Below are 21,271 nucleotides of genomic sequence, written 5' to 3'. Positions count from 1 at the left end.
GATGAGGCATCGGGGCGTATAGCTCAGGCGGTTAGAGCGCTTCGCTGATAACGAAGAGGTCCCAGGTTCAAGTCCTGGTACGCCCACGGAACCTGTGCAGGTTCAAGCAGGTCTGGTTCGCGTAACCCGCAGCCGGACCGGAACGGGGAGCATGTGAAGAGGTTGCTTGTACTGGCAGCGGCGATCGCAGGCGTCCTGCTCTACCGGAAAGCACAGGAATCCGAAGCCCGGAAAGATGCCTGGAGCAAGTCAACCGACTCGGTGGACTAGCGCCGGGACCCGGACTGGAGCTGGTCAAAGGCCTCCAGGTTCTAGGGTATGATTGACGGGTTGCTTCTTATGGGGGCATGGCGCAATTGGTAGCGCACCTGCTTTGCAAGCAGGGGGTTCGGGGTTCGAGTCCCCGTGCCTCCACCATAGGAAAGTCCCGGTCAGCGGAAACGCCGGCCGGGACTTTTGCTTTGTCCGCGGCATGAGCTCAAACAGCAGTCGAACTGCGCATTAGGGTTGGTCAGTGAACTTCTTTCTTGCAGCCCTCGGCGTCCTGGGCGTCGCGTCATCCGGTCCGCTGATTGCTGCCACCCTGGGCGCCACCACTGTGAGTGCACTCGCCATTGCCTTTTGGCGCAATGCGATCGGCGCGGCCGTGATGGCCTCCCCCACTCTCGTCCGGGAGCCCCGGCAATTCGGCAGGATCACCAAACGTGAGTTTCGCTGGTGCCTGCTGGCCGCCATTGCCCTGGCATTCCACTTTGCCTGCTTCATCACCTCGCTGCAGCTCACCTCTGTCGCGGCAGCTACTGCGCTGGTGTGCCTGCAGTCGGCGTGGATTGCGGTGTTTCAACTCTTCCGCGGCACCCGCCACCGTTGGCAGGTGCTGGCCGGGCTGGGCATTGCTTTCGGCGGTGTTGTAGCCATCACCGGGTTTGACATGGGGTCCTCCCCGCAGGCCCTGCTGGGTGACCTCCTGGCCGTGGCCGGCGGCGCGCTGGCCGGCCTTTACACGCTGGCAGGCGGGAAGGCCCGGCAAAGCATGACGACGGGCACCTACACCACCCTCTGCTATGGGATGTGTGCAGCAGTCGTGGCCGTCATGGCTCTGCTGGCCGGGCAACCGCTGGCGGGCTTCGAAGCGGCGGGCTGGCTGGGGATCCTGGCGATCACAGTCTGCGCGCAGCTTGTGGGCCACACAGCGTTCAATCACCTGCTGGCCACTATGAGCCCGCTGCTGGTGTCCATGATCATCCTTCTGGAAATTCCGGGGGCTGCGCTGCTCGCCGCGGTCTTCCTCAAGGAGACGCTCCCGGCCGGAACCTATGCCGGGCTGGGCCTGATTCTGGCCGGACTCGCCGTCGTCGTGACGGGCCAAAGGTCGGGCAGGTCCGGGCGCCGGGGAAGGCCAGCGCGGAACGGGCAGGAGGAACCGCCGTCGGACCGCCCGCTTGCAGAGCTGGGAACGGACTGAGGGCGCCCTGTCCGGCGGCCTACTGGCCGCCGCGGCGCACAGGCTGGGCCGTGTTGACCGTGTGGATGGCCCGGAGGAGCTTTGCGGGGAAGTACACCGAAAAGAACACCACCATGGGAGCCTTTAGCGCCATCTTCTTTACGTTGTGGGCCTTGTAGGTGCGGTCGAACCGCGTGACGTAATAGCGGTAGTCCCGCGGTGAGTCCTCCAGCCGCCGGGCGGACATGCCGGAGACCATCTGCGGGCAGTACTGGATTTTCAGGTCGTGTTCGGCGAGGTGCAGGGACAGATCGATGTCCTCATGCATCTCGTCCTTTTCATCAAGGCAGGTCTCTGCCCGGATGGCGTCCCAGGCGGAGGAGCGGAGGGCCATGTTGGAGCCGAACAGGAAATGGTACTGGTGTTTAGCCAGCTTCAGCATCAGCTGGCGCATTTTGTCATCGGCTTTGAGCCCGAACCGGCGCATGGGCATGTCGTAATAGACCACCGGACCCGTGGCCGCCTGGACTGAATGGTCCACGAACGCCCTCTGCACCTGCTCCACCCAGTCGGGCTCCACTACCGAATCGGCGTCGATCCGGCCCAGGACATCTCCCGTGGCGTTGTCCAGCCCGAAGTTCCGGGTGGGAATAAGGCCCTGCTGCTGATCCTGGCTCAACAGCACCAGCGGGCTTTCCGGGTATTCGAGCTGCATTTGGCGCACGATGTCAGCGGTCCGGTCCTTGGAAAGGTTGTCCACCACCACGATCTCGTGGGCCGGGACCGACTGGTAGATGGCTGCTATCAGGCACTGCCTGATAACGCCCTCCTCGTTGTAGGCCGGGATGACAATGGATACGCGGGGCAGGTTTGCTGCGTCGTTCAAGGCATCCCCAGAGGGTTGTTGGGCTGGCATCAGTTCAAATCTAGCATCCAACCGCAGCCGCTCCCGGATGGCGGAAACCATGGGAGACGGGAAAAGGGCCCCGCCTGCGGCGGAGCCCTTTCCGGCTGAGCTCTCCGGCCTTGGCCGGACGACACAGCGGACAGCTGATCAGGACTGGGTAGTGCCCTTGTTCCCGTTGCTGATGTTGGCCGCGATGTTCTTGGTGGCAGTCTTGGCATCGGTAGCTGGAGCCGCGCTTTCCGAGGCGTCTTCAGCCACGTGCTTTGCCTTTTCCCCGGCGTCCTCGGCCTTGTCCGCCGTGGCGGCGTCGGTCGAAGGGGAAACCGGCGCTGCCGCAGGTTCAGCGGCGTCGGCTGCCTTTTCCTTGACCTCGTTCACTGTGGTGGCCGGAACCGGTGCGGGCGTGGGTGTCACCGGGGAAGGGGTCTTCCACGGATCCTCAACCGGCTTGGATGCTTTCCAGGCAGCTACTGCAGCGGCAACCGCCGCCGCAATGACGCCGAAAACGAGCCAGCCGCGCTTCTTCGGCTTCTCCGGCTCGGCAAGCTGGATCCCTACGGTCCGGCCCGCCTCCGTTGCTGCTGCCTTGAGCTGTGTGCCGGTGGCCTGGGCCTGCTCCTGGATGGCGTGGATGATTCCCACATCCCCAAGCTTCTGCGCAACGGCGTCAACGTGCGCGGGAGTGTTCTCCAGGGTGCGGTGCACGGCCTCCGAGGCGTGGCCGATCTGGTCTGACAGGCGCGGCAGGTATTCAACGACAACCCGGTCACGGGCGTTGAGGATCACCGGGGTGGCCTTGTCCAGGGCCTCATGAAGACGGGGAGAGGCGCCTTCCACAGCTTCGTTGATCTTGGGCGCGAGCTGCGCCAGGCCGTCCTGGATGCGTGGGGTCACGGTGGCCACGCCGTCCGCCAGGTTGTGGGCAGCGGATTTCAAGCCTTCCTGGATCTTTGGCGACGCAGTGTCCAGGCCGTGCTGGAGACGGTCAACAGCTGCTTCCACACGGGGGGCTGCCCAATCCTTGGCGTTCTCTACGGCGCTGGCGACTTGCAGCTCAAGGTCACGGGCAATACGGTCCGACTTCTTCACAACTACCTCCCGGTTAGGTGACGGTTCTGTGGTTAGCCTACGTTGCTTGGTGTTCACCGGCTATTCCCACGGCGGATTTTAGGCGGATTTCACCCAGCGCGGAACTCCCGCCGCAGCCGCAACGGCCCGGATGGGCCATGGAAGAATGGAGGCTATGACTGCCATCGCAACCGCAAAAGCAACCATCCACACGAGCCTCGGCGACATCGCCGTGAACCTCTTCGGCAACCACGCTCCCAAGACCGTCAAGAACTTCGTAGGCCTTGCCACCGGCGAGCAGGCGTGGACCCACCCGGAGACGGGTGAGGACAAGACCGGCACCCCGCTCTACAACGGGACCATCTTCCACCGCATCATCAAGGACTTCATGATCCAGGCCGGCGATCCGCTGGGCCGTGGTGTGGGCGGCCCGGGCTACCAGTTCGATGACGAGATCCACCCCGAACTGAGCTTCAACCAGCCTTACAAGCTGGCCATGGCCAACGCAGGCATCCGCATGGGCAAGGGAACCAACGGTTCGCAGTTCTTCATCACCACCATCCCCACGGACTGGCTCCAGGGCAAGCACACGATCTTCGGTGAAGTGGCTGACGAAGAATCCAAGAAGGTTGTTGACGCAATCGAAGGCGTCCGTACCGGCATGGGTGACCGTCCCGTGGAGGACGTCACCATCAACAGCATCGACATCGAACAGCTGTAACACCGAACCATGAGTTACGGAATTCCGTCGGCTGAGCCGTCCGCGCAGGTTCCGGTATGCCCGCGGCACCCGGACCGGCCCTCCTATGTGCGCTGCCAGCGTTGCGGTCGCCCCGCATGCCCTGACTGCCAGCGGGCGGCCGCCGTCGGATTCCAATGCATTGACTGCGTCAACGAAACAAAACGTTCGACGCCGGAGGTCCGGACGGTCTATGGCGGCGTCGCCGCTGCTGGCAAGCCTTTGGTGACGTTCGGAATAATCGCCGTATGTGCTGTGGTGTACGCGCTGCAGTGGCTCATCCCGGGCCAGGCTGTGTACGAACAGTTTGCCTACAACAATGTCTTTGCCACCCCCCAGTACGGGGCGTTCGAGCCGTGGCGCATGTTGACGGCGGCTTTCCTGCACTCACCCGATTCACTGCTGCACATCCTGCTGAACATGTACACGCTGTGGATCTTCGGCCAGGTCCTGGAACCGCTCCTTGGCCGCGTGCGTTTCCTGGCCCTCTACCTGTTGTCGGCCGTGGGGGGTAGCGTCGGCTACCTGCTCCTGAACCCTGTCCTGGTGCCCGGCCAGGGGCTGGTGGGAGTAGTGGGCGCATCCGGCGCGATCTTCGGCCTGTTCGGCGCCATGCTGCTGGTCCAGCGCCAGCGTGGCGGGGACACCCGGCAGCTGTGGGTCCTCATAGCTATTAATGGAGTCATAGGTTTCCTGATTCCCCAGATTGCCTGGCAAGCCCATTTGGGCGGGCTCATTACGGGCGCGCTGTGCGCAGCAGTCCTTGCCTACACTCCCCGCGGGCCCCGGCAGGGCTTCCTCCAGGCCGCCGGACTGGTGGCCGTGCTGGCCCTGCTGTTAGCCGTCAGCTGGGTGAGGATTTCCGTCTAGTCCCCCGCCCCGGCTGCCAAGCCGGCCCGAGCAGAAAAACCCTGGCCTCCGAAAGGACGCCAGGGTTTCTGCTTATCCACAGCAGTTATCCACATTGTTGGTAACTTACATCCCTGTAGTTCTCCGTTCGGCGCTTCAGCTACCGCGGAGTAGCAGGGATTTTGCGGTGCAGGTTCCATTCTTCTCCACATCTGTGGATAACTGTTGGGGATAGGGGTGTGCTTAAGTGGACAAACAGCCCGTAAAAAGCCGTTCTGTGGATAACGCGGTGAAAACCCCTTGGCACCCTTGGTTCTCCCCGGGTCAGGGACGTCCCATCAACAGGGTTATGCACATTGTTAATAGAGAACAGCGGTGTAGTTTTTGGCTGTTTGCGCCGCTGCATCGCAATGTGCGGGCCACCGACCTTCCCATGAGTCCCGGCCTGTTTCCACACCTGTGGATAACTTGTGGGTATCCCGATGTTGGTAAGTGGATAAGCTTCAGGTGCCTACCTTTGCGCCTGAGCCCCTTCCCGACAGGAGAATTCATGACCGCCACTGCCCAGCACGTTTTCCTGGACAAGCAGCATCCTGCATTGTGGCGGGCCCTGAACGGATTGGGGCTCAAGGTCAAGGAGGCGGCCCAGGAAGCCGGCATCGAGGTCCGGACCATGGAGCTGCTTAATGTACGCATTTCGCAGCTGAACGGCTGCGCCTTCTGCCTGGACCTCCACGTCAGGGAAGCTGTCGAGGCGGGCGAGACCCCGCAGAGGCTGGCGGTACTTCCTGCATGGCGCGACACAGCACTTTTCACGGAGAAGGAACGTGCTGCACTGGCGTTGACCGAGAGCATCACGGAATTGCCTGGTCACGGTCCACAGGAGCACGAGGAATCTTACGCCCGGGAGCACCTCACCGAGGAAGAGTTCTCCGTGGTGAGCTGGCTGGCCATCACGATGAACGCCTTCAACCGGGTTTCCATCACCAGCCACCACCCGGTCCGGCGTAAGCGGTAGGGCACCGCCTTGTCCTTGGGATTATCCACAGGTATTCCACACTGTTAATAACCGCATGTGCATCGGGGATCGGCCGTTGCTGCCGTGTGAAAGGCGGCCACGCACGTACATGCGTCGGCAGTGCGGCCGCTTATCCCCATTGTGGATAACTTTCCCAACAGCTGGGGATAAAAACAAAACCCTTAGCGGGCAGGAGCGGGCCAGACCCCGGAGGACCCGCGCCGGTGGCTCCCCACCAGGTGGGTGTCCACCATGCCGATCGCTTCCATCAGGGCAAACATGGTGGTGGGGCCGACGAAGGAGAACCCCTTTTTCCTCAGGGCCTTGGAGAGCGCAACGGATTCGGCCGACTGGGTGGGGATGTCCGCATGGACGGCGGGGTGCGGAGTGGAAGCGGGCTGGAACTGCCACACGAAGTCCACCAGCCCGCCGTCCTGGCGCAGCGCGAGGGTGGCTTGGGCGTTGTTGATGGCAGCACGGATTTTCAACCGGTTCCGGACGATGCCTGCATCCTGCATGAGCCGCTCAACGTCGGCGTCGGTGAACAGCGCAACCGCATCCGGGCTGAAACCGGCGAAGGCGGCACGGAACGCGGGGCGCTTGCGAAGGATGGTGGCCCAGGAAAGCCCTGCCTGGAAGCCCTCCAGGCAGATGCGTTCGTAGAGGCCTTGTTCGTCCCTGACCGGCAGGCCCCACTCGGTGTCGTAGTAGTCGCGCATGAGCGGGTCCGTGGACGCCCACGCGGGACGGGCGAGGCCGTCGTCACCTACCAGGACACCGGCAGCGTCAGGAGTCACGCTTTTCTCCTTTAGGATTACCTGCCGGGCCGGCCGGCCGTCCGGGAGTGGATCTCGTCCTTGAAGGGGCCTAGGAGCGCCAGCGGGTGGTCATGAGGAAGCCTACGATGGCGATGCCGAACCCGGCTACGATGTTCCACGATTCCCAGGCCTGGACGGGAAAGCGGCCTTCGCTGATGTAGAACGTGATGATCCAGAAGAGCCCGATGATCATCAGGCCGAACATAACGGGCTTGAACCATACCGGGTTGGGCTTGTACGCCTGGGAAGCAGTCTGCTGCGGGGTGCTGGCGGTCTTCTTGCGCGGCTTTGACTCGGGCACTGGCTCTCCTTGGCGGGCTGAGGCAAGATCGGCGGTCCGGCCTTGATATCCTGCAAGAAGGAAATTGCCAGCGGTCTGCGCGATCTTGGTCAAATCTGGATTCTTACTAGCAGCCAATTCTAGCCGCAGTTCAGGGGCCGCCGGTGCCCGTCGGAACCGCCCGGAGGAGAACGCGTGGTATTGCAGGAGAAGGCGAGGCAAGCCGCTGCGCCGCCTGCCGGCGTCGTTATACTGCGCGGAACGGTCCAGGTTATTGGCGAGCTGCTCATCACTGCCGGCATCATCCTCCTGTTGTTCGTGGCCTGGCAGCTGTGGTGGACCAACGTGGAATCAGACGCCAGGCAGAGCGAAGTGATCAAGGAATTCGCGCAGGATATTGCCGGCGCCGCCCCTTCCGCGCCGGCCGCTGCTGATCCTCCTGCCGCTGGTGAAGACTTCGGCGAGCCGGCCGTGGCTGCCGCGCCGGCCCACGCCGGCACGATCGGCATCATGTACATTCCCCGGTTCGGGGCGAACTACACGCGGCCGATTGTCCAGGGAACCAGCAGCGATGTGCTGGACACCCTGGGCCTGGGACATTACGGGACCACGGCCATGCCCGGCGCGGTGGGCAACTTCGCTGTCGCGGGGCACCGCCAGACCCATGGCGCAGTGCTGGACAACATCCACACGCTGGTTCCGGGGGACAAAATTTACGTCCAGACGAAAGACGGTTATTACGTCTACGTCTTCCGCAACAACCAGATCGTCATGCCGTCCCGCACCGACGTCCTGGAACCGGTGCCGACGCTTCCTGGGGTTACCCCCACCGAAAGATACCTGACCATGACAAGCTGCAACCCGCGCTTCGGCGCTGAAGAACGCATCATCGCCTACGCGCTGCTGGACAGTTGGCGCCCTGCATCAGCTGGTCCGCCCGCGGAAATCGCGGACCAGGTGGCTTCGGCGATCGGAAAGGGCTGATCATGTACGGCTGGATATTCCGCCATCTCCCAGGGCCGCTTTGGCTGCGGATTGTCACCTCATTGGTGCTCATTGCCGCCGCACTGGTATTGATGGTTCAGTTCCTTTTCCCCTGGATGTCCCACTACACCCAGTTCACCGACTCAACGATTGGTGCAGCAAGCCAGCCATGACCACAACCAAGATCCTCGTGGTGGATAACTACGACAGCTTTGTCTACACCCTGGTGGGCTACCTCCAGGAACTCGGCGCCGAAACCACCGTTGTCCGCAATGACGACGTCACCCTGGCGGAGGCCATTGAACTGGCGAGCACCCGCGACGGCGTACTGATCTCGCCCGGCCCCGGCAACCCGGCTGAAGCAGGAGTCTGCATCGAACTGATCAAGTGGTGCGGTGAGAACAGCGTGCCCATGTTCGGCGTCTGCCTGGGCCACCAGGCGCTTGCCGAGGCCTTCGGCGGCAAGGTGACGCACGCCCCCGAACTCATGCACGGCAAAACATCCCTGGTGCAGCACGTGGGAACCAGCGTGTTTTCCGGGCTCCCCTCCCCCGTCACCGCCACGCGGTACCACTCGCTGGCGGCCGTGCGGGAATCGATTCCGGACGTCCTGGAAATCACTGCTGAGACAGCAACGGGCGTGGTGATGGGCCTCCAGCACCGGACGGCGCCCCTGTGCGGCGTGCAGTTCCACCCGGAATCCGTGCTCACAGAGGGCGGCTACCAGATGCTGGGCAACTGGCTTGAGTCGCTGGGAATGAAGGGCGCGGCTGCCCGGGCAGCCAAACTGAGCCCGCTCATCCAGCGCTGAGCCGGCCCGTTCAGCACTGAATCCGATTGATGCAGCGCTGTGCCGGGCTTAGCCCTTTTTGGTGGAGGTCGGCGTCGGAGTAGGCGTGGGTGTGGGGCTTGGCGGGGGCGGCGGGGCTTTTGCCACCACGATGGTGACGGTCTTGCCCTGGTCCACGGCCGCGTTCACGGGGTCGCTTTGCTCCGTCACCCTGCCCGGCTCAACCTGGGCATTCTCGGCCTCAACGACGTTGGGCACCAGGCTCAGTTCCTTCAACGCCGCTTCCGCCTCTTCGCGGGTGCGTCCCCGCAGTTCAGGCATGGCTACCTTGCCGGTGGACACCACCAGTTCGACGCTGGTTCCGACGCCCACCTTCTGGCCGGGCGCGGGGCTTGTGGTGATCACAATTCCGGCAGGCACGGTGGCACTGTTTGCCGTGGTGGTGGAGGGGGCCCCTACCAGTCCGCTTTGACGCAGGATGTCCCGGGCCGCCGCCTCTGTTTTGCCCGGAAGGCTCTCAGGGATCATGACGGCGCTGGGGCCCTCTGAAATATTGAGGATCACCTCGGCGCCGGGATCCAGCGAAGCACCGGACGCGGGATCGGTACCGATCGCCGTACCCTTGGCAACGGTGTCGTGCTGCGACCGGACAATCCGGGGCCGGAGCTCCGCGTTATACAGTTCCTGCAGCGCCGCCGACTCTGTCATGGCGGCCACTGCCGGGACCGTGATCTTGGGCGCTGCCGGAGCAGGGCGGTTGATAATGCTGTACAGCCACAGGGCGCCGCCTGCCAGGACAAGGAGCGTGAAGACCACCAGCGTGCCAATCCATGCACGACGACGGGACTTCTGCCGCGGGCTGCGCTCACGTTCCGGAGTCAGGCCCAGCGGCAACGCATCAGCTGACCGATGGTCATCGACGCCGGACGCGAAGGGAACCAGGGTTTCGTGGTCCTCGGCAGAGGAAGGGATAGCCGCCGGCAGCCGGCCGGTAGGTGCGTCGTCGAGGAAGCCTGCCCCTGCGGCGGGGAAGGCCTCGGTGGCCGGCGACGGGACATGGTCGTTGGGGTCCGTGGGCGCTTCGGAGGCCGGAACCGCCGGGACCGGGACGCCGGACCGTGCAGCGCGCAGGGCACGCCGGAACGCCGCAGCATCCTGGAACCGGTCATCCCGGTTCTTTTGCAGCGCCTTCGCCAGCACACTGTCCAGGGCAGGAGTCACATCGGGGTTGAGGCTGCTGGGAGGCTCGGGAATCTCCCGTACATGCTGGTAGGCCACGGACACCGGGCTGTCACCGACGAACGGCGGCCTGGACGTGAGCATTTCGTACAACAGGCAGGCAGCGGAATACAGGTCGCTGCGGGCGTCAACGGTTTCGCCGCGGGCCTGCTCGGGGGACAGGTACTGCGCGGTGCCCACCACGGCCTGTGTCTGCGTCATGGTGGCTGAAGAGTCGGCGATGGCGCGGGCGATGCCGAAGTCCATCACCTTCACCGAGTTGGTGTTTTCGCAGTACATGACGTTGGCCGGCTTGATGTCCCGGTGCACGATGCCGGCCTTGTGGCTGTATTCGAGGGCGCCGAGGACACCCAGGCAGTAGTCGATTGCCTGGTCAATGGTGACGTCATGGGCACGGATCAGGTCGCGGATGGTCTTGCCCTCCACGAATTCCATCACGATGTAGGGCACGCGGACGTTGTCCTCCGAGCCATCGTGGACCAGGTGTTCGCCGGTGTCGTAGATGGCAACAATCGAGGAATGGTTGAGGGCAGCAACCGCCTGTGCTTCACGCTTGAACCTGGCCTGGAACTGCGGGTCACGCGCCATGTCCGGCCGAAGCAGTTTCACGGCGACAGTCCGCCCCAGCCGGGTGTCCACTCCCCGGTAGACGTCCGCCATGCCGCCGCGGCCGATCAGGCCGCCCAGTTCATACCGGCCGCTGAGGACACGGCGGTTATCCACCGGGAGGCTGTCCTCGCGGTGCAACGGTGTGCGCGCTGACTCGTTCACTGGCTGTCCTGGCGGTTACGGCTTGCAGGTTGGCGGGGCGCCGGGCAGTTGGCCGGCGGTGCAGGCGGGCAGGGGCGTTGCCACGGTGGGCGCCGCCACCGCCGACGTGGTGGGTGACGGGGCCGGCGCGGGAGCAGATGTGGTGGGTGCCGGCGGCGCTACGGCATAGACCACAGTAATGGGCGAGCCTTGGGGCACCAGGCCCGTAGGATTCAATTCTATGACCTTGCCCGGGCCATCCGCGGTACTCTCCTGCGGAATCACGGTGACGGCCAGCCCGAGCCCGGCAAGCTCCGCCTGAACCTTCCGATAGTCCTGCCCGAGGTAGGCGGCCGGGATGACATTGACCGTTTCCTGGGTGGGTGTGGGCGTAGGCGTGCTGCGCGTGGCCGTGGGCGTGGGCGACTGCGTGGTCCTGGTGGGGCTGGCACTGGTGCTCGCCGGGCTGCTTGTGGTTGCCCCGGAGGTGGCGTCATTCGAGGGGAAGAGAATGCCCCGCTGGCTGAGGAAGAAACCCACCAACGCGAACAGGAGCAGCAGGATTAACGCAATCAGAGGCCATGTCCAGGGACTGCGGCCTTTGCGCTGCGGCTCATCGGCGGGCTCGTCGTCGTACGTTGTTTCTTCCGGAACCCACCTGCGCTCCGCAGCGAGGGCATTGGCCCGGGCAAGTGCGCCCTGGGGAGCGTCCGGCTCCGCCGCTGATGCCCCGGCAGCCCCGGCGGCTGCGCCGGCCGCACCCGCACCCAGCACCGGCAAAGCGGAGGTGGGGGTGGGCGAGCTGTCGCGCTGGGCTCCGATGACGCCGGTGGGCGCTGTTGCGGTGTCCACGGGAGCCGTGATGGGGCCCGTGTTGTCCGCGTCAAAGAGGAGCATGCCGGGAACGGCGGCCCGGGCGGCGCTGATGTCGCCGTTCCGGATGGCCTCGGCTGCCTCTGCCAGCTTGATGGCGTTCTCCGGCCGGTTCTTTGGGTCCTTGGCAAGCATGGACATCAGGAGGGCGCGCACCGGGGTGGGAAGGGATTCCGGCAGCGGCGGCGGCGCATCGTTGACTTGGGCCAGGGCGATAGCGATCTGGGACTCGCCGGAGAAGGGACGGTGGCCGGTCAGGCACTCGTAGCCGATGACGCCGAGCGCATAGATGTCCGAGGAACCCGTGGCGGTCTGGCCGGTGGCCTGCTCGGGAGCAAGGTACTGGGCGGTGCCCATCACCTGGCCGGTCTGGGTGAGGGGAACCTGGTCAGCCAGGCGGGCGATGCCGAAGTCGGTGACCTTGACCCGTCCGTCAGGGGTGATCAGGAGGTTGCCGGGCTTCACGTCGCGGTGCACCAGGCCCTGCGCGTGGGCAACGGACAGCGCACGGGCGGTTTGCGCAATGATGGACAGCGTGCGGTCCGGGGACAGGACCTGCTCGTGCTCGATGATGTTGCTCAGGGGCTGGCCGGGGACCAGTTCCATGACCAGGTAGGCGGATCCCTCCTCCTCGCCGTAGTCGAAGACGTTGGCGATGCCCACGTGGTTCAGGAGTGCGGTGTGGCGGGCCTCGGCGCGGAAACGCTGGAGGAACCCGGGATCGCCGGTGTACTCCTCCTTCAGCACCTTGATGGCGACGATGCGGCCCAGGACGAGGTCTTTCGCTTTCCAGACTTCGCCCATGCCGCCGATCGCGATCCGCGTGGTCAGCTGGAATCTGCCGCCGAGGGTGATTCCGGTTGTAGGCCTCACTTATTCAACACCGCCTCAAAAATTCTCTTCGCGTTCGGACTGGTTAGCTGGGCTCCCGTGGTGATGTCCACGCCTTCCATGACGATCGTGACACCCACCTGCGGGTTGTTTGCGGGGGCAAAGCCGGTGAACCAGGAGTTGTTGGTGCCGTTCCCCAGTTCCGCGGTTCCCGTCTTGCCGGCCACCTGGACACCGGGAACGGCTGCCCTGTTGGCGATGCCTTCACTGACGGCACTGACCATCCACTCGGTGATCTGGTTTGCAATATCCGGGGTGGTGGAGGTCCGCAGCTGCTGGGGCCGGGGTTCGTCGATGACCCGCAGGTCCGGAGAGCGCAGGGTCTTGACCAGGGTGGGCCTCATCTGGACGCCGTCGTTGGCAATCGCCGCGGTCATCAACGCAACCTGCAGCGGCGTGGCCCGGACGTCCTTCTGGCCGATGGCGGACTGGGCCAGCCCGGGAGCGTCCAGGTCATCCGGGAAGCCGTTGCCCCGGGCATAGCCGAGCTTGATCTGGTCACCCATGTCCTCACCGAAACCGAACTTTTTCGCCTGCTCTGCGATGGCGTCCCGGCCCAGGTCCAGCGCAATGCTGGCGAACGGGGTGTTGCAGGACTGTTGCAGCGCGAAGGCGAAGGTCGCCGTGTCCCGGGTGTAGCAGTTGCCGCCCGCATAGTTGGGAAGCTTGTACTGGATTCCCTCGAACGGCATTTCCGCAGGGTTGGGGAGCACGCTGTCCTTGTTGTACTTCCCCGATGCAAGCGCCGCGGCGGTGTCCACCAGCTTGTAGACCGAACCGGGAGCCAGCAGTTCCCCGGTGGGACCGCTGACGTTCTGGTTCAGGTTGATGCCGGGGACCTTGAGCAGTTCGTTGATGTTGGCGGTCTCGGCGTTCGGATCCTGGATGGCGATCAGGTTCGGATCGTAGGAGGGTTTGGAGACCATGGCAAGGATGGCCCCGGTTTTGGGATTGGTGACCACGATGGACCCGCGCTGCCCGTCCGGGATCAGGCTGTAGGCGAGCTGCTGGATTTTGGGGTCAATGGTGAGCTCCACCGACGCGCCCTTGGGCTGGTTCCCCAGGAAGAGCTGGCCCACGCGGTCCAGGAACAGCTGGTCCGAGTTGCCGGTGAGTACTTCACCCATTGCCTGCTCCAGGCCGGTGGCACCGAAATTCTGCGAGAAGTATCCAGTGATTCCTGCGTAAAGTTCCGGCTGCGGGTAGGTCCGCTGGAACTTGCAGGTCTCCGACGTGCCTTCGACCGATTCTGCCACCGGAGTGCCGCCCACGATGATGGCCCCGCGGTCGTTGCAGTAGTTCTGCAGGATGGCACGCTGGTTCCACGGGTTGGCCTTGAGCTCATCGGCTCCCACCACCTGGACGTAGCTGATGGCGCCGAAGATGAGGGCGAACATGGCGACGGCCGCCACCCATGAATGCCGTATTGCCTGGTTCACGAGTGCTTCACCGCCTCAGTAGGAGTATCAATGCCCATCGAATCTGCTGCCTCGCCCGGCCGCAGCGGTGTGGTGTCCACCGGGCCGCGGGCTGTATGGGAAATCATCAGGAGCAGGCCCACAATGATCCAGTTGGCCAGCAGCGACGAACCGCCGGCTGCAAGGAACGGCGTTGTCAGGCCGGTCAGGGGGATGAGCCGTGTGACCCCGCCGATCACCACGAAGCACTGCAGCGCCACGGCAAAGGAGAGGCCGCAGGCGAGGAGCTTTCCGAACGCGTCACGGGTGCCCAGCGCGGCCCTGAACCCGCGCGTGAACAGCAGCAGGTACATCAGGACGACGGCGAACAGGCCCACCAGGCCGAGTTCCTCGCCAAGGGACGCGATGATCATGTCGCTGTTGGCGAACGGGACCAGGTCCGGGCGGCCCTGCCCCAGTCCGGTTCCCACCAGTCCGCCGTTGGCCATGCCGAAGAGCCCCTGGACAATCTGGCCGCTTCCGCCCGGTGAGCGGTCGTAGACCTCCGGAGTGAAGGCGTTGAGCCAGCCGTCGATCCGGAGTGCAACGTGGGAGAAGACCTGGGCGGCGATGAAGCCGCCGCCAAAGATGAGGGCCAGGCCGATTACTACCCAGCTGATGCGGCTTGTGGCCACGTAGATCATCACGATGAACAGGCCGAAGAAGAGCACCGATGAACCAAGGTCCCGCTGGAAGATGAGCACGCCGATGCTGACCAGCCAGGCCGTGATCATGGGGCCCATGTCCTTGAACCGCGGGAATTGCAGCGGACCGACTTTGCGGCCGGCCAGGAGGATCAGGTCGCGGTTGGATGAAAGGTAACCGGCAAAGAATATGGCGAGGGTGATCTTGGCGACCTCGCCGGGCTGGAACGTCATGGGACCGAGCCGGATCCAGACGCGGGCGCCCAGGATCTCGCCCGCGCTGATGCCGGGAATCAGCGGCAGGAGCAGGAGGACGGCGCTGGCTGCCAGGGAGATGAAGGTGAACCTGCGGAGCACGCGGTGGTCCTTGAGCAGCCAGATGACCGCGATCGCCACCGCCATTGCAATGAGGGTCCACCGCAGCTGGTTGTTGCCCGTGTCATCACCGGGTGCGTCCAGGCGGTGGATCATGGCCAGCCCGAGTCCGTTAAGGGCGACCACCAGTGGAAGTATTACCGGGTCGGCATACTTGGCGCGGAAGCGCAGGACTGCATGGAAAACCAGGGAGGCAACGGCGAGGAGGCTGGACTGGAACCAGAAATCCGAGTCAAAGGCCTTTTCCTGGTCGACGCCCACCAGCATGTTGGCGCCGATGCCGACGGCCAGGGCCAGCAGGAGCAGTGCGAGTTCGACGTTCCGCCGTGGCTTGGGAATGGTGCTGAGCTGGCTCATGGGACCGCCTTGCAGGTGACGGTGGGGCTGGGGGACTGGCTTGCCGGAGAGGCGGTTGCCTCCGGGGCCGGTGCAGGAGCGGCCGGGTCCGTAGGGGCCGGCGCCGGTGTGGATGCTCCAGGTGACGCGGAAACTGTTGGACACCCTTCCTCTGGGGAGGTGGTCCCGGTGAGTTCGAGGTTCTTCACGATCCGCTGGGCATCGTAGAGGTCATTGGCGGGCACGGTCTGGCGCACGCGCTGCTGCGAGAACGGGGGCAGGGAATCCATCCGGATTTCTGTGACGGTTTCAAGGCTGGAAAGGCCGATGGGGCCAAGGCGCTGGGAGACACCGTTGAAGATGGCGACGCGGGAGTCGTACTCGCCGACGTAGTAGCGCGTCTGGGTCCAGGCATACCCCAGCCAGAGGCCCACTGTCAGGGCCACCAGCACGGATGCGGCGATCGCCCAGGTAATCCAGCGCCGCGGCTTGAGCGGCACCACGTTGTCATCAGCCTCGGTGCCGGACTGTTCTGCCCTGTGGGTGAGGAGGGTGGCTGCCCTCCGCGCCACGGTGCGTCCGGCGATGGTGGGAATGGACCCGGATTCTGCCGCTGCTGCCGCTGCACCCACAAGCTCGTGGGGGCGTGAGGCGAGTTCGTCCCGCAGGACCTCAGCGGACAGGTGTTCGCCCAAGTGCGGGTCGGTGGAGCCCGGTTCCACTGAGCGCTGTCCATGGCCGTCCTTGGCAGGGCCCTCCTTGGAAGGTCCGGCGGCGGCCGGACCGGCGCTGGCTGCTGGGTCGTTGCCCGCGCCGGGGCCCTTGCCGGGGCTTTCCGTGCCGGACGTGTTCTTGCCGGGAGCTTTGGTGCCCTCAGCCGGATCCTGCGGCCCTGCGGCGGGCGGTGCTGCCGGCTGGACTGCTGCGGCAGGGGCTGCGGCGATGGCTGTGGAAGGGACGACTTCGACGGCGGCGGTTCTGACGTCGTCGGGCGTTTCCTCGACAATTTCCACCATGACCACTGTGACGTTGTCCGGGGAGCCGGCTTCGAGGGTCAGGTCCACGAGGGTTTCCACGCACTCGCGGAGGTCCTTGGTTTCCCGCACCGTCCGTTCCACGGCGTGGCCGGCAACGTAGTTGAGCCCGTCGGAGCAGAGCAGCCAGCGGTCGCCGGGGCGGACGTCCAGGGTATCGAGATCGAGTTCCGGGCTGGCGTCCACGTCGCCCAGGACGCGCATCAGGACGTTTTTGTGCGGGTGGCTTTCGGCCTCCTCAGGGCGGAGCCGGCCTTCGTCGATGAGGCGCTGGACAAAGGTGTGGTCCACGCTGACCTGCTTGAATTCGCCGTCGCGCAGGAGGTAGGCCCGGGAATCGCCGATGTGTGCAAAGTAGAGCTTGCCCCCGGCCAGCAGGAGCGCCGTGACGGTGGTGCCCATCCCCGCCAGTTTGGGGTTCTGGTGCACGAGTTCGGAAAGCAGGGAATTGGCCGTCTGGATTTCGTCGGCAAGGACGGTGCCGGCGTCGCCGTCGTAGTCGCCGCGGTCCAGGTGGATCATGTCCAGGACAGTGGCGGCGGAGGCTACGTCGCCGCCCGCGTGGCCGCCCATGCCGTCCGCGACGACGGCGAGGTGCCGTCCCACGTAGGCGGAGTCGTCGTTCTTTGAGCGGATCCGGCCGACGTCGGAACGTGCGGCGTAGCGCATGATGAGGGGCCGCTGCGCGGGCCGGGGCCCGTTGGCGGGGGTTTGCGTGACGGCCACGGCTATGGCCTCAATTCGATGACCGTCTTGCCGATTCTCACGGGAACCCCTGGCTCAACCGGCAGGGCACGGGTAAGTTGCTGGTCCGCCAGGTAGGTTCCGTTCGTGGACCCCAGGTCCTCGATGAACCAGCGGCTGCCTTGGGGGAACAGCCTGGCGTGGCGGCCGGACGCGTAGTCGTCCTCCAGGACCAGGGTGGCTTCCTGGGCGCGGCCCAGGAGGATGGGACTGGCAGCCAGCGGAAGGGTGGTTCCCTTGAGTGGACCTTCGACGACGACCAGCTGGTGCGCCTGCTGCTTCGCCGGCTGCGGAGGGGCTTCAGCAAGCTCCGGGTTCCTGCGGACCTGGCGCTGGGTGGGCGCGCCGGAGGCTGCCTTCCGGCCCACCATGAGGTCCCGGCGCATGGCTGAGACGATGCTGAAGATCAGCACCCAGAGGAGCAGGAGGAAGCCGAACCGCAGGACGGTGATGGTGAGGTCGCTCATGTGCGGCCACCCGTGCTTGCAGGCAAAAGGCGGAAGATGATTTTTGTCCGTCCCATAGTGATGGTGGAGCCGTCAGTGAGTTCGGTGCTCCCTGACACCTTCTGCCCGTTGACATAGCTGCCGTTGGTGGAACCCATATCCACTGCGCTGGTCACGCCGTTGGCCGTGCGGATTTCCAGGTGGCGGCGGGACACGCCCGTGTCTTCGACATGGATGTCGGCTTCGGACGACCTGCCAAGGACGATGGATGGAGCGTTGAGGGAGTAACGCTGCCCGTCGATATCCAATACGGGCTGAAGCCGTACCGGCTGGCGGCTCGGAGCGGCCGGCAGGTTGGGGCGTTGTGGCTGGCCTGCGGGTGCGCCCTTCGATTTCTCGGTTGAAGAGAGGATTTCGAAGTTGCCGGCGCGCAACTCGGCGTCCCGGCGGAAGGAAATCCGTACCGGGCCCTGAAGGGTGTAGCCCTGGCTGCGGACGTGGTTGATGACTACGTCGCAGAGTTCCTCGGCCAGCGGGGTTCCCCATTCCTGGGCCCGCTTGAAGTCGTCATCGCTGAGCTGCACATCAAAAACGTTTGGGGCGAGTGTCCGGCCGGCGGCCACAGTCAGGGCCTTGTGGTCAACTTCCCGGCGCAGCCTGCTGGCGATCTCCACAGGTTCGACCTGGGCGCGCGAGCCGGTAGAGAAGACGCCCCGGACAGCCTTTTCAATGCCGCGTTCAACCTTGTCCAGCAGACCCATGGTTCTTCTCCTTTCCCCCCAGCCGCGGGGCAGTTTTCGTTCCGGAACTTCACCCGCAGTGCAGCTCGCAAGTCAGCGGTGTGCCTGCCTGCAGCAGCCACTCCTACATCAGATACTACTGGGCAGGGCTGTGAATGACCTTAATCAGCAACGCCCGGGGGCCGCCAAAAGTTCAGTCTGTTGCCGGGCCTTGCCTGGGCCGGCGGAGGCCAATTGGTGTTTTCCGTCCACCTTCCGTTATGCTTGATCTCGCTGCTTTTACAAGGTAACGGATCCGGGAAACCGGCCGGAACTTGGTGAAAGAAGTTGCGCGCGAGTGGCGGAACGGCAGACGCGCTGGCTTCAGGTGCCAGTATCCGAAAGGGTGTGGGGGTTCAAATCCCCCCTCGCGCACGCAAATGAAAGAGCTCCGGTCGAGAGACCGGGGCTCTTTTTGCGTTAACGCGCCGATCCTGGGGTTGTTCGCGAATCCGGGCCTTGAAGGGTTGGATCCGCGAACAAGCTGAGGTTTCGTGCCCGATAGCCAGGCGGCACGCCAGGTTACGGCCGCGCGGAAGCCTTGAACCGGCGTCGTGAATTGGCCAGGTGGCTGCGCATGGCAGCCGCTGCGGCAGCCTCGTCACCGTCCGCAATGGCCTCCGAAATGGAGCGGTGCTCCTGGACCACCTGGTCGAAGTGGTCCCGGGCGTAATGCTCGACGCCGGTCATGAGGCGGGTGCGCGGCATCGCGATCATCGTTTGGCCAAGCGCCGCCAGGCAGTCGGAGTAGTAGGGGTTGCCGGAGGCCGCGGCAACGGCGCGGTGGAACTCGAAATCCGACTTCATGGCGCGGGCGGGGTGCCCCGCGCTGGCGGTGAACTCCTCAAGGGCCGCGGTGACGGCGCGCAGCTGCCGCTCGGTGTGGTTCCGTGCGGCCAATGCGGCGGCTTCGGTTTCCACGCCCATACGGAACTCCAGCAGGTGGACCCGGTCCTCCATGGTGGTCACGGGACGGGCCCCGGGTGCTGCCTGGGGCCGGTCCGTCGGCGGCGTGAGGGCGAAGCTTCCCCGCCCCCGCTCGGTTTCAACAAGCCCCTCGGCCTGAAGCCGGGTCAGCGCCGCGCGGACAACCGTCCGGCTGACGCCGAAGTCGCTGATGAGGGTGTTCTCGCTGGGGAGCTTCTCACCCGGCTGGATGACGCCGTCAACGATGCGGTTGCGAAGGTCAGCGGCGAGGTCCGCGGTGAGGTTCCGGCTCATGGCTTCAAGGTTACGCGCCGAACTCCACGGTCTCGGTGGTCCAGGCACGTGCCTGGTCGCTGAGGGTGACGCCGAGGCCCGGGCGGTCCGGGACGATCATCCGGCCGTCCTTGGTTTCGAGCCGCTCATTGAACAGCGGGTCGAGCCAGTCGAAGTGTTCCACCCAGGGCTCGCGCGGGTAGGCGGCGGCGAGATGGAGATGGATTTCCATGGCGAAGTGCGGGGCCAGGCCCAGCCCGCGCTCGTCGGCCAGGGCGGCGAGGCGGAGGAATTGGGTGATGCCGCCGATGCGGGGGGCGTCGGGCTGGATGATGTCGCAGCCGTCGGCGTTGATGAGGCTCTTGTGTTCGGCCACAGACGCCAGCATTTCACCGGTGGCGATGGGGGTGTCCAGGACGTTGGCCAGGTGGGCGTGGCCCTCGAAGTCGTAGGCGTCCAGGGGTTCTTCGATCCAGATCAGGTTGAACTCCTCGAACTGGCGGCCCATCCGCAGGGCGGTGGCCCGGTCCCACTGCTGGTTGGCGTCCACCATCAGCGGGACGTCCCAGCCGATGTGTTCGCGGATGCCTGCGACGCGGCGCAGGTCCTCTTTGCTGTCCGGGAGGCCCACTTTGACCTTAATGCCGCCGATGCCTTCCTCGAGTGACTGGGTGGCCCGGGCCTTCACTTCCTCGAGGGTTGCGTTCAGGAATCCGCCGGACGTGTTGTACGTCTGCACGGAGTCGCGGTACGAGCCCAGGAGCTTGGCCAGCGGCAGGCCGGCCCGCTTGGCTTTGAGGTCGTAGAGGGCGATGTCGATGGCGGCCAGTGCCTGGGTGGCGACGCCGGACCGGCCCACTGACGCCCCGGCCCACAGCAGCTTGGTGTAGATCTTGGCAATGTCGTTGGGATCCTCGCCGATGACGCCCTCGGCCACTTCCCTGGCGTGTGCGTACTGCGCCGGCCCGCCGGCCCGCTTGGAGTAGCTGAATCCGACGCCGGTGTGCCCCAGCTCCGTGGTGATTTCCGCGAACAGGAAGACCACCTCCGTCATGGGCTTCTGCCTGCCCGTGAAGACCTTGGCATCGCTGATGGGAACAGCGAGGGGAAGGCGGGCGGTGGACAGTTTGACGTGCCGGATCAGGTCGACGGTACTCACGGTTTCTCCTTTGGGCGGGGCCGGGCTCCTTTGCCCGCCAACTTAGGATATAAGTGCTGTACTTATATTACAAGTGGTGCCTTGTTAGGCTGCTCGTCCTTGGCCTGGCTCAAGGGGCTGGCAGACCGAATTCCTGGTGATTCCGTACCACGCGGGCCAGGACGGACTTCTCAACAACGGATGCGGCACGCCGATCCACCTCCGCAGCATCGAATTCGACGAGGCCCACGATCTAAAGCATCAGGTTGGCCACGGAGGCGTTTCGCCGGTGAAGACCAGAGGACAACTGTGGTGTCCCCGTCCAGTCGAAGCCTCCTGAGCCTAAATGCTGTCAGGATGAAATCTAAGACTCGTTGAGAACCCTGTCTGGGAAGGGGCGAACCTGCTCTTTTCTGACGTCGGATGACTGGTCGCCTGACGTCAGGTTGGGGTGTGCCCTAACCCGAC

At 64.8% G+C, this 21,271-nt stretch carries 20 protein-coding genes and 3 tRNA genes; 10 read left to right on the top strand and 13 right to left on the bottom strand.

The window, feature by feature from the left end; genetic code table 11:
* Positions 1-12 precede the first annotated feature (12 nt).
* From PV768_RS06565 to PV768_RS06550, 4 genes are all read left to right on the top strand, one after another.
* Positions 13-86 (top strand) — tRNA-Ile (locus PV768_RS06565).
* 67 nt (positions 87-153) lie between these two features.
* Positions 154-270 carry a DLW-39 family protein gene (locus PV768_RS06560; protein ID WP_421092590.1) on the top strand — a complete coding sequence of 39 codons (117 nt, stop codon included), beginning with the start codon at positions 154-156 and terminating at the stop codon, positions 268-270.
* 71 nt (positions 271-341) lie between these two features.
* Positions 342-417, top strand: a tRNA-Ala gene (locus PV768_RS06555).
* 97 nt (positions 418-514) lie between these two features.
* Complete coding sequence (locus PV768_RS06550) at positions 515-1,465, top strand: DMT family transporter (RefSeq protein WP_321214851.1); 951 nt, start codon at positions 515-517, stop codon at positions 1,463-1,465.
* 19 nt (positions 1,466-1,484) lie between these two features.
* Here the strand turns inward: PV768_RS06550 and PV768_RS06545 are convergent, their stop codons facing one another.
* A complete protein-coding gene (locus tag PV768_RS06545; protein WP_321214852.1) occupies positions 1,485-2,360 on the bottom strand; it encodes a glycosyltransferase family 2 protein in 876 nt (291 codons plus the stop codon).
* A gap of 138 nt (positions 2,361-2,498) precedes the next feature.
* Positions 2,499-3,440, bottom strand: coding sequence for a hypothetical protein (locus PV768_RS06540; protein WP_321214853.1), 942 nt, complete (start codon positions 3,438-3,440; stop codon positions 2,499-2,501).
* A 154-nt stretch (positions 3,441-3,594) separates the two neighbouring features.
* Between PV768_RS06540 and PV768_RS06535 the strand changes: the two genes are divergently transcribed.
* The 3 genes from PV768_RS06535 (at position 3,595) to PV768_RS06525 (ending at position 6,025) form a co-directional block, all read left to right on the top strand.
* On the top strand, positions 3,595-4,140 hold the full coding sequence (locus tag PV768_RS06535; protein WP_139027259.1) for a peptidylprolyl isomerase: 546 nt from the start codon (positions 3,595-3,597) through the stop codon (positions 4,138-4,140).
* 9 nt (positions 4,141-4,149) lie between these two features.
* Positions 4,150-5,028: a rhomboid family intramembrane serine protease gene (locus tag PV768_RS06530; RefSeq protein ID WP_421092589.1), complete on the top strand. Its 879-nt coding sequence runs from the start codon at positions 4,150-4,152 to the stop codon at positions 5,026-5,028.
* Positions 5,029-5,557: 529 nt separating this feature from the next.
* Positions 5,558-6,025 carry a carboxymuconolactone decarboxylase family protein gene (locus PV768_RS06525; protein WP_157240140.1) on the top strand — a complete coding sequence of 156 codons (468 nt, stop codon included), beginning with the start codon at positions 5,558-5,560 and terminating at the stop codon, positions 6,023-6,025.
* A gap of 182 nt (positions 6,026-6,207) precedes the next feature.
* Here the strand turns inward: PV768_RS06525 and PV768_RS06520 are convergent, their stop codons facing one another.
* Positions 6,208-6,822, bottom strand: coding sequence for a DNA-3-methyladenine glycosylase I (locus tag PV768_RS06520; protein WP_421092588.1), 615 nt, complete (start codon positions 6,820-6,822; stop codon positions 6,208-6,210).
* A gap of 70 nt (positions 6,823-6,892) precedes the next feature.
* Positions 6,893-7,144, bottom strand: a complete 252-nt coding sequence (locus PV768_RS06515) for a cell division protein CrgA (RefSeq protein WP_321214856.1) — start codon at positions 7,142-7,144, stop codon at positions 6,893-6,895.
* Positions 7,145-7,318: 174 nt separating this feature from the next.
* Between PV768_RS06515 and PV768_RS06510 the strand changes: the two genes are divergently transcribed.
* Positions 7,319-8,107, top strand: a complete 789-nt coding sequence (locus tag PV768_RS06510; protein ID WP_321214857.1) for a class E sortase — start codon at positions 7,319-7,321, stop codon at positions 8,105-8,107.
* A gap of 169 nt (positions 8,108-8,276) precedes the next feature.
* A complete protein-coding gene (locus tag PV768_RS06505; RefSeq protein ID WP_321214858.1) occupies positions 8,277-8,918 on the top strand; it encodes an aminodeoxychorismate/anthranilate synthase component II in 642 nt (213 codons plus the stop codon).
* A 48-nt stretch (positions 8,919-8,966) separates the two neighbouring features.
* Here PV768_RS06505 and pknB read toward each other — a convergent pair whose 3' ends face one another.
* Genes pknB through PV768_RS06470 form a run of 7 tightly spaced genes read right to left on the bottom strand, consistent with a single transcriptional unit; the run spans position 8,967 to position 18,447 of the window.
* Positions 8,967-10,907 (bottom strand): Stk1 family PASTA domain-containing Ser/Thr kinase, encoded by a 1,941-nt coding sequence (pknB, locus tag PV768_RS06500; RefSeq protein ID WP_321214859.1) that lies wholly within the window; start codon positions 10,905-10,907, stop codon positions 8,967-8,969.
* A 15-nt stretch (positions 10,908-10,922) separates the two neighbouring features.
* Positions 10,923-12,632, bottom strand: coding sequence for a protein kinase domain-containing protein (locus PV768_RS06495; protein WP_421092587.1), 1,710 nt, complete (start codon positions 12,630-12,632; stop codon positions 10,923-10,925).
* Complete coding sequence (locus tag PV768_RS06490; protein ID WP_321214861.1) at positions 12,629-14,089, bottom strand: penicillin-binding protein 2; 1,461 nt, start codon at positions 14,087-14,089, stop codon at positions 12,629-12,631. Before PV768_RS06490 ends, PV768_RS06495 begins: the two co-directional genes overlap by 4 nt.
* Entirely contained in the window at positions 14,086-15,483 is a 1,398-nt protein-coding gene (locus tag PV768_RS06485; RefSeq protein WP_157240135.1) for an FtsW/RodA/SpoVE family cell cycle protein, read from the bottom strand. Before PV768_RS06485 ends, PV768_RS06490 begins: the two co-directional genes overlap by 4 nt.
* A complete protein-coding gene (locus PV768_RS06480; protein ID WP_421092586.1) occupies positions 15,480-17,222 on the bottom strand; it encodes a PP2C family protein-serine/threonine phosphatase in 1,743 nt (580 codons plus the stop codon). The genes PV768_RS06485 and PV768_RS06480 overlap by 4 nt, the downstream gene beginning before the upstream one ends.
* A 2-nt stretch (positions 17,223-17,224) precedes the next feature.
* Complete coding sequence (locus PV768_RS06475; protein WP_157240134.1) at positions 17,225-17,707, bottom strand: FHA domain-containing protein FhaB/FipA; 483 nt, start codon at positions 17,705-17,707, stop codon at positions 17,225-17,227.
* Positions 17,704-18,447 carry a DUF3662 and FHA domain-containing protein gene (locus PV768_RS06470; RefSeq protein ID WP_321214862.1) on the bottom strand — a complete coding sequence of 248 codons (744 nt, stop codon included), beginning with the start codon at positions 18,445-18,447 and terminating at the stop codon, positions 17,704-17,706. Before PV768_RS06470 ends, PV768_RS06475 begins: the two co-directional genes overlap by 4 nt.
* A 310-nt stretch (positions 18,448-18,757) precedes the next feature.
* Between PV768_RS06470 and PV768_RS06465 the strand changes: the two genes are divergently transcribed.
* A tRNA-Leu gene (locus tag PV768_RS06465) sits at positions 18,758-18,840 on the top strand.
* A gap of 147 nt (positions 18,841-18,987) precedes the next feature.
* On the opposite strand, the gene PV768_RS06460 is transcribed toward PV768_RS06465, so the two are convergent.
* Positions 18,988-19,686, bottom strand: a complete 699-nt coding sequence (locus tag PV768_RS06460; protein WP_421092585.1) for a FadR/GntR family transcriptional regulator — start codon at positions 19,684-19,686, stop codon at positions 18,988-18,990.
* A 10-nt stretch (positions 19,687-19,696) separates the two neighbouring features.
* Positions 19,697-20,824 (bottom strand): L-talarate/galactarate dehydratase, encoded by a 1,128-nt coding sequence (locus PV768_RS06455; RefSeq protein ID WP_421092584.1) that lies wholly within the window; start codon positions 20,822-20,824, stop codon positions 19,697-19,699.
* Between the last annotated feature and the right edge of the window lie 447 nt (positions 20,825-21,271).

Source organism: Pseudarthrobacter sp. CC4 (assembly GCF_048957775.1).
In the GTDB taxonomy this organism is placed as follows: Bacteria; Actinomycetota; Actinomycetes; order Actinomycetales; family Micrococcaceae; genus Arthrobacter.
The sequence above is the reverse complement of the archived record's forward strand: the minus strand, read 5'-3'. Positions and strand labels throughout refer to the sequence as shown.

What these genes read in the sequence shown, in the direction of transcription:
- PV768_RS06470 (WP_321214862.1), bottom strand. Translation starts at nt 18,447, where the DNA reads ATGGGTCTGCTGGACAAGGTTGAACGCGGCATTGAAAAGGCTGTCCGG.
- PV768_RS06475 (WP_157240134.1), bottom strand. Translation starts at nt 17,707, where the DNA reads ATGAGCGACCTCACCATCACCGTCCTGCGGTTCGGCTTCCTCCTGCTC.
- PV768_RS06545 (WP_321214852.1), bottom strand. Translation starts at nt 2,360, where the DNA reads ATGCCAGCCCAACAACCCTCTGGGGATGCCTTGAACGACGCAGCAAAC.
- PV768_RS06525 (WP_157240140.1), top strand. Translation starts at nt 5,558, where the DNA reads ATGACCGCCACTGCCCAGCACGTTTTCCTGGACAAGCAGCATCCTGCA.
- PV768_RS06530 (WP_421092589.1), top strand. Translation starts at nt 4,150, where the DNA reads ATGAGTTACGGAATTCCGTCGGCTGAGCCGTCCGCGCAGGTTCCGGTA.
- PV768_RS06485 (WP_157240135.1), bottom strand. Translation starts at nt 15,483, where the DNA reads ATGAGCCAGCTCAGCACCATTCCCAAGCCACGGCGGAACGTCGAACTC.
- PV768_RS06505 (WP_321214858.1), top strand. Translation starts at nt 8,277, where the DNA reads ATGACCACAACCAAGATCCTCGTGGTGGATAACTACGACAGCTTTGTC.
- PV768_RS06460 (WP_421092585.1), bottom strand. Translation starts at nt 19,686, where the DNA reads ATGAGCCGGAACCTCACCGCGGACCTCGCCGCTGACCTTCGCAACCGC.
- PV768_RS06535 (WP_139027259.1), top strand. Translation starts at nt 3,595, where the DNA reads ATGACTGCCATCGCAACCGCAAAAGCAACCATCCACACGAGCCTCGGC.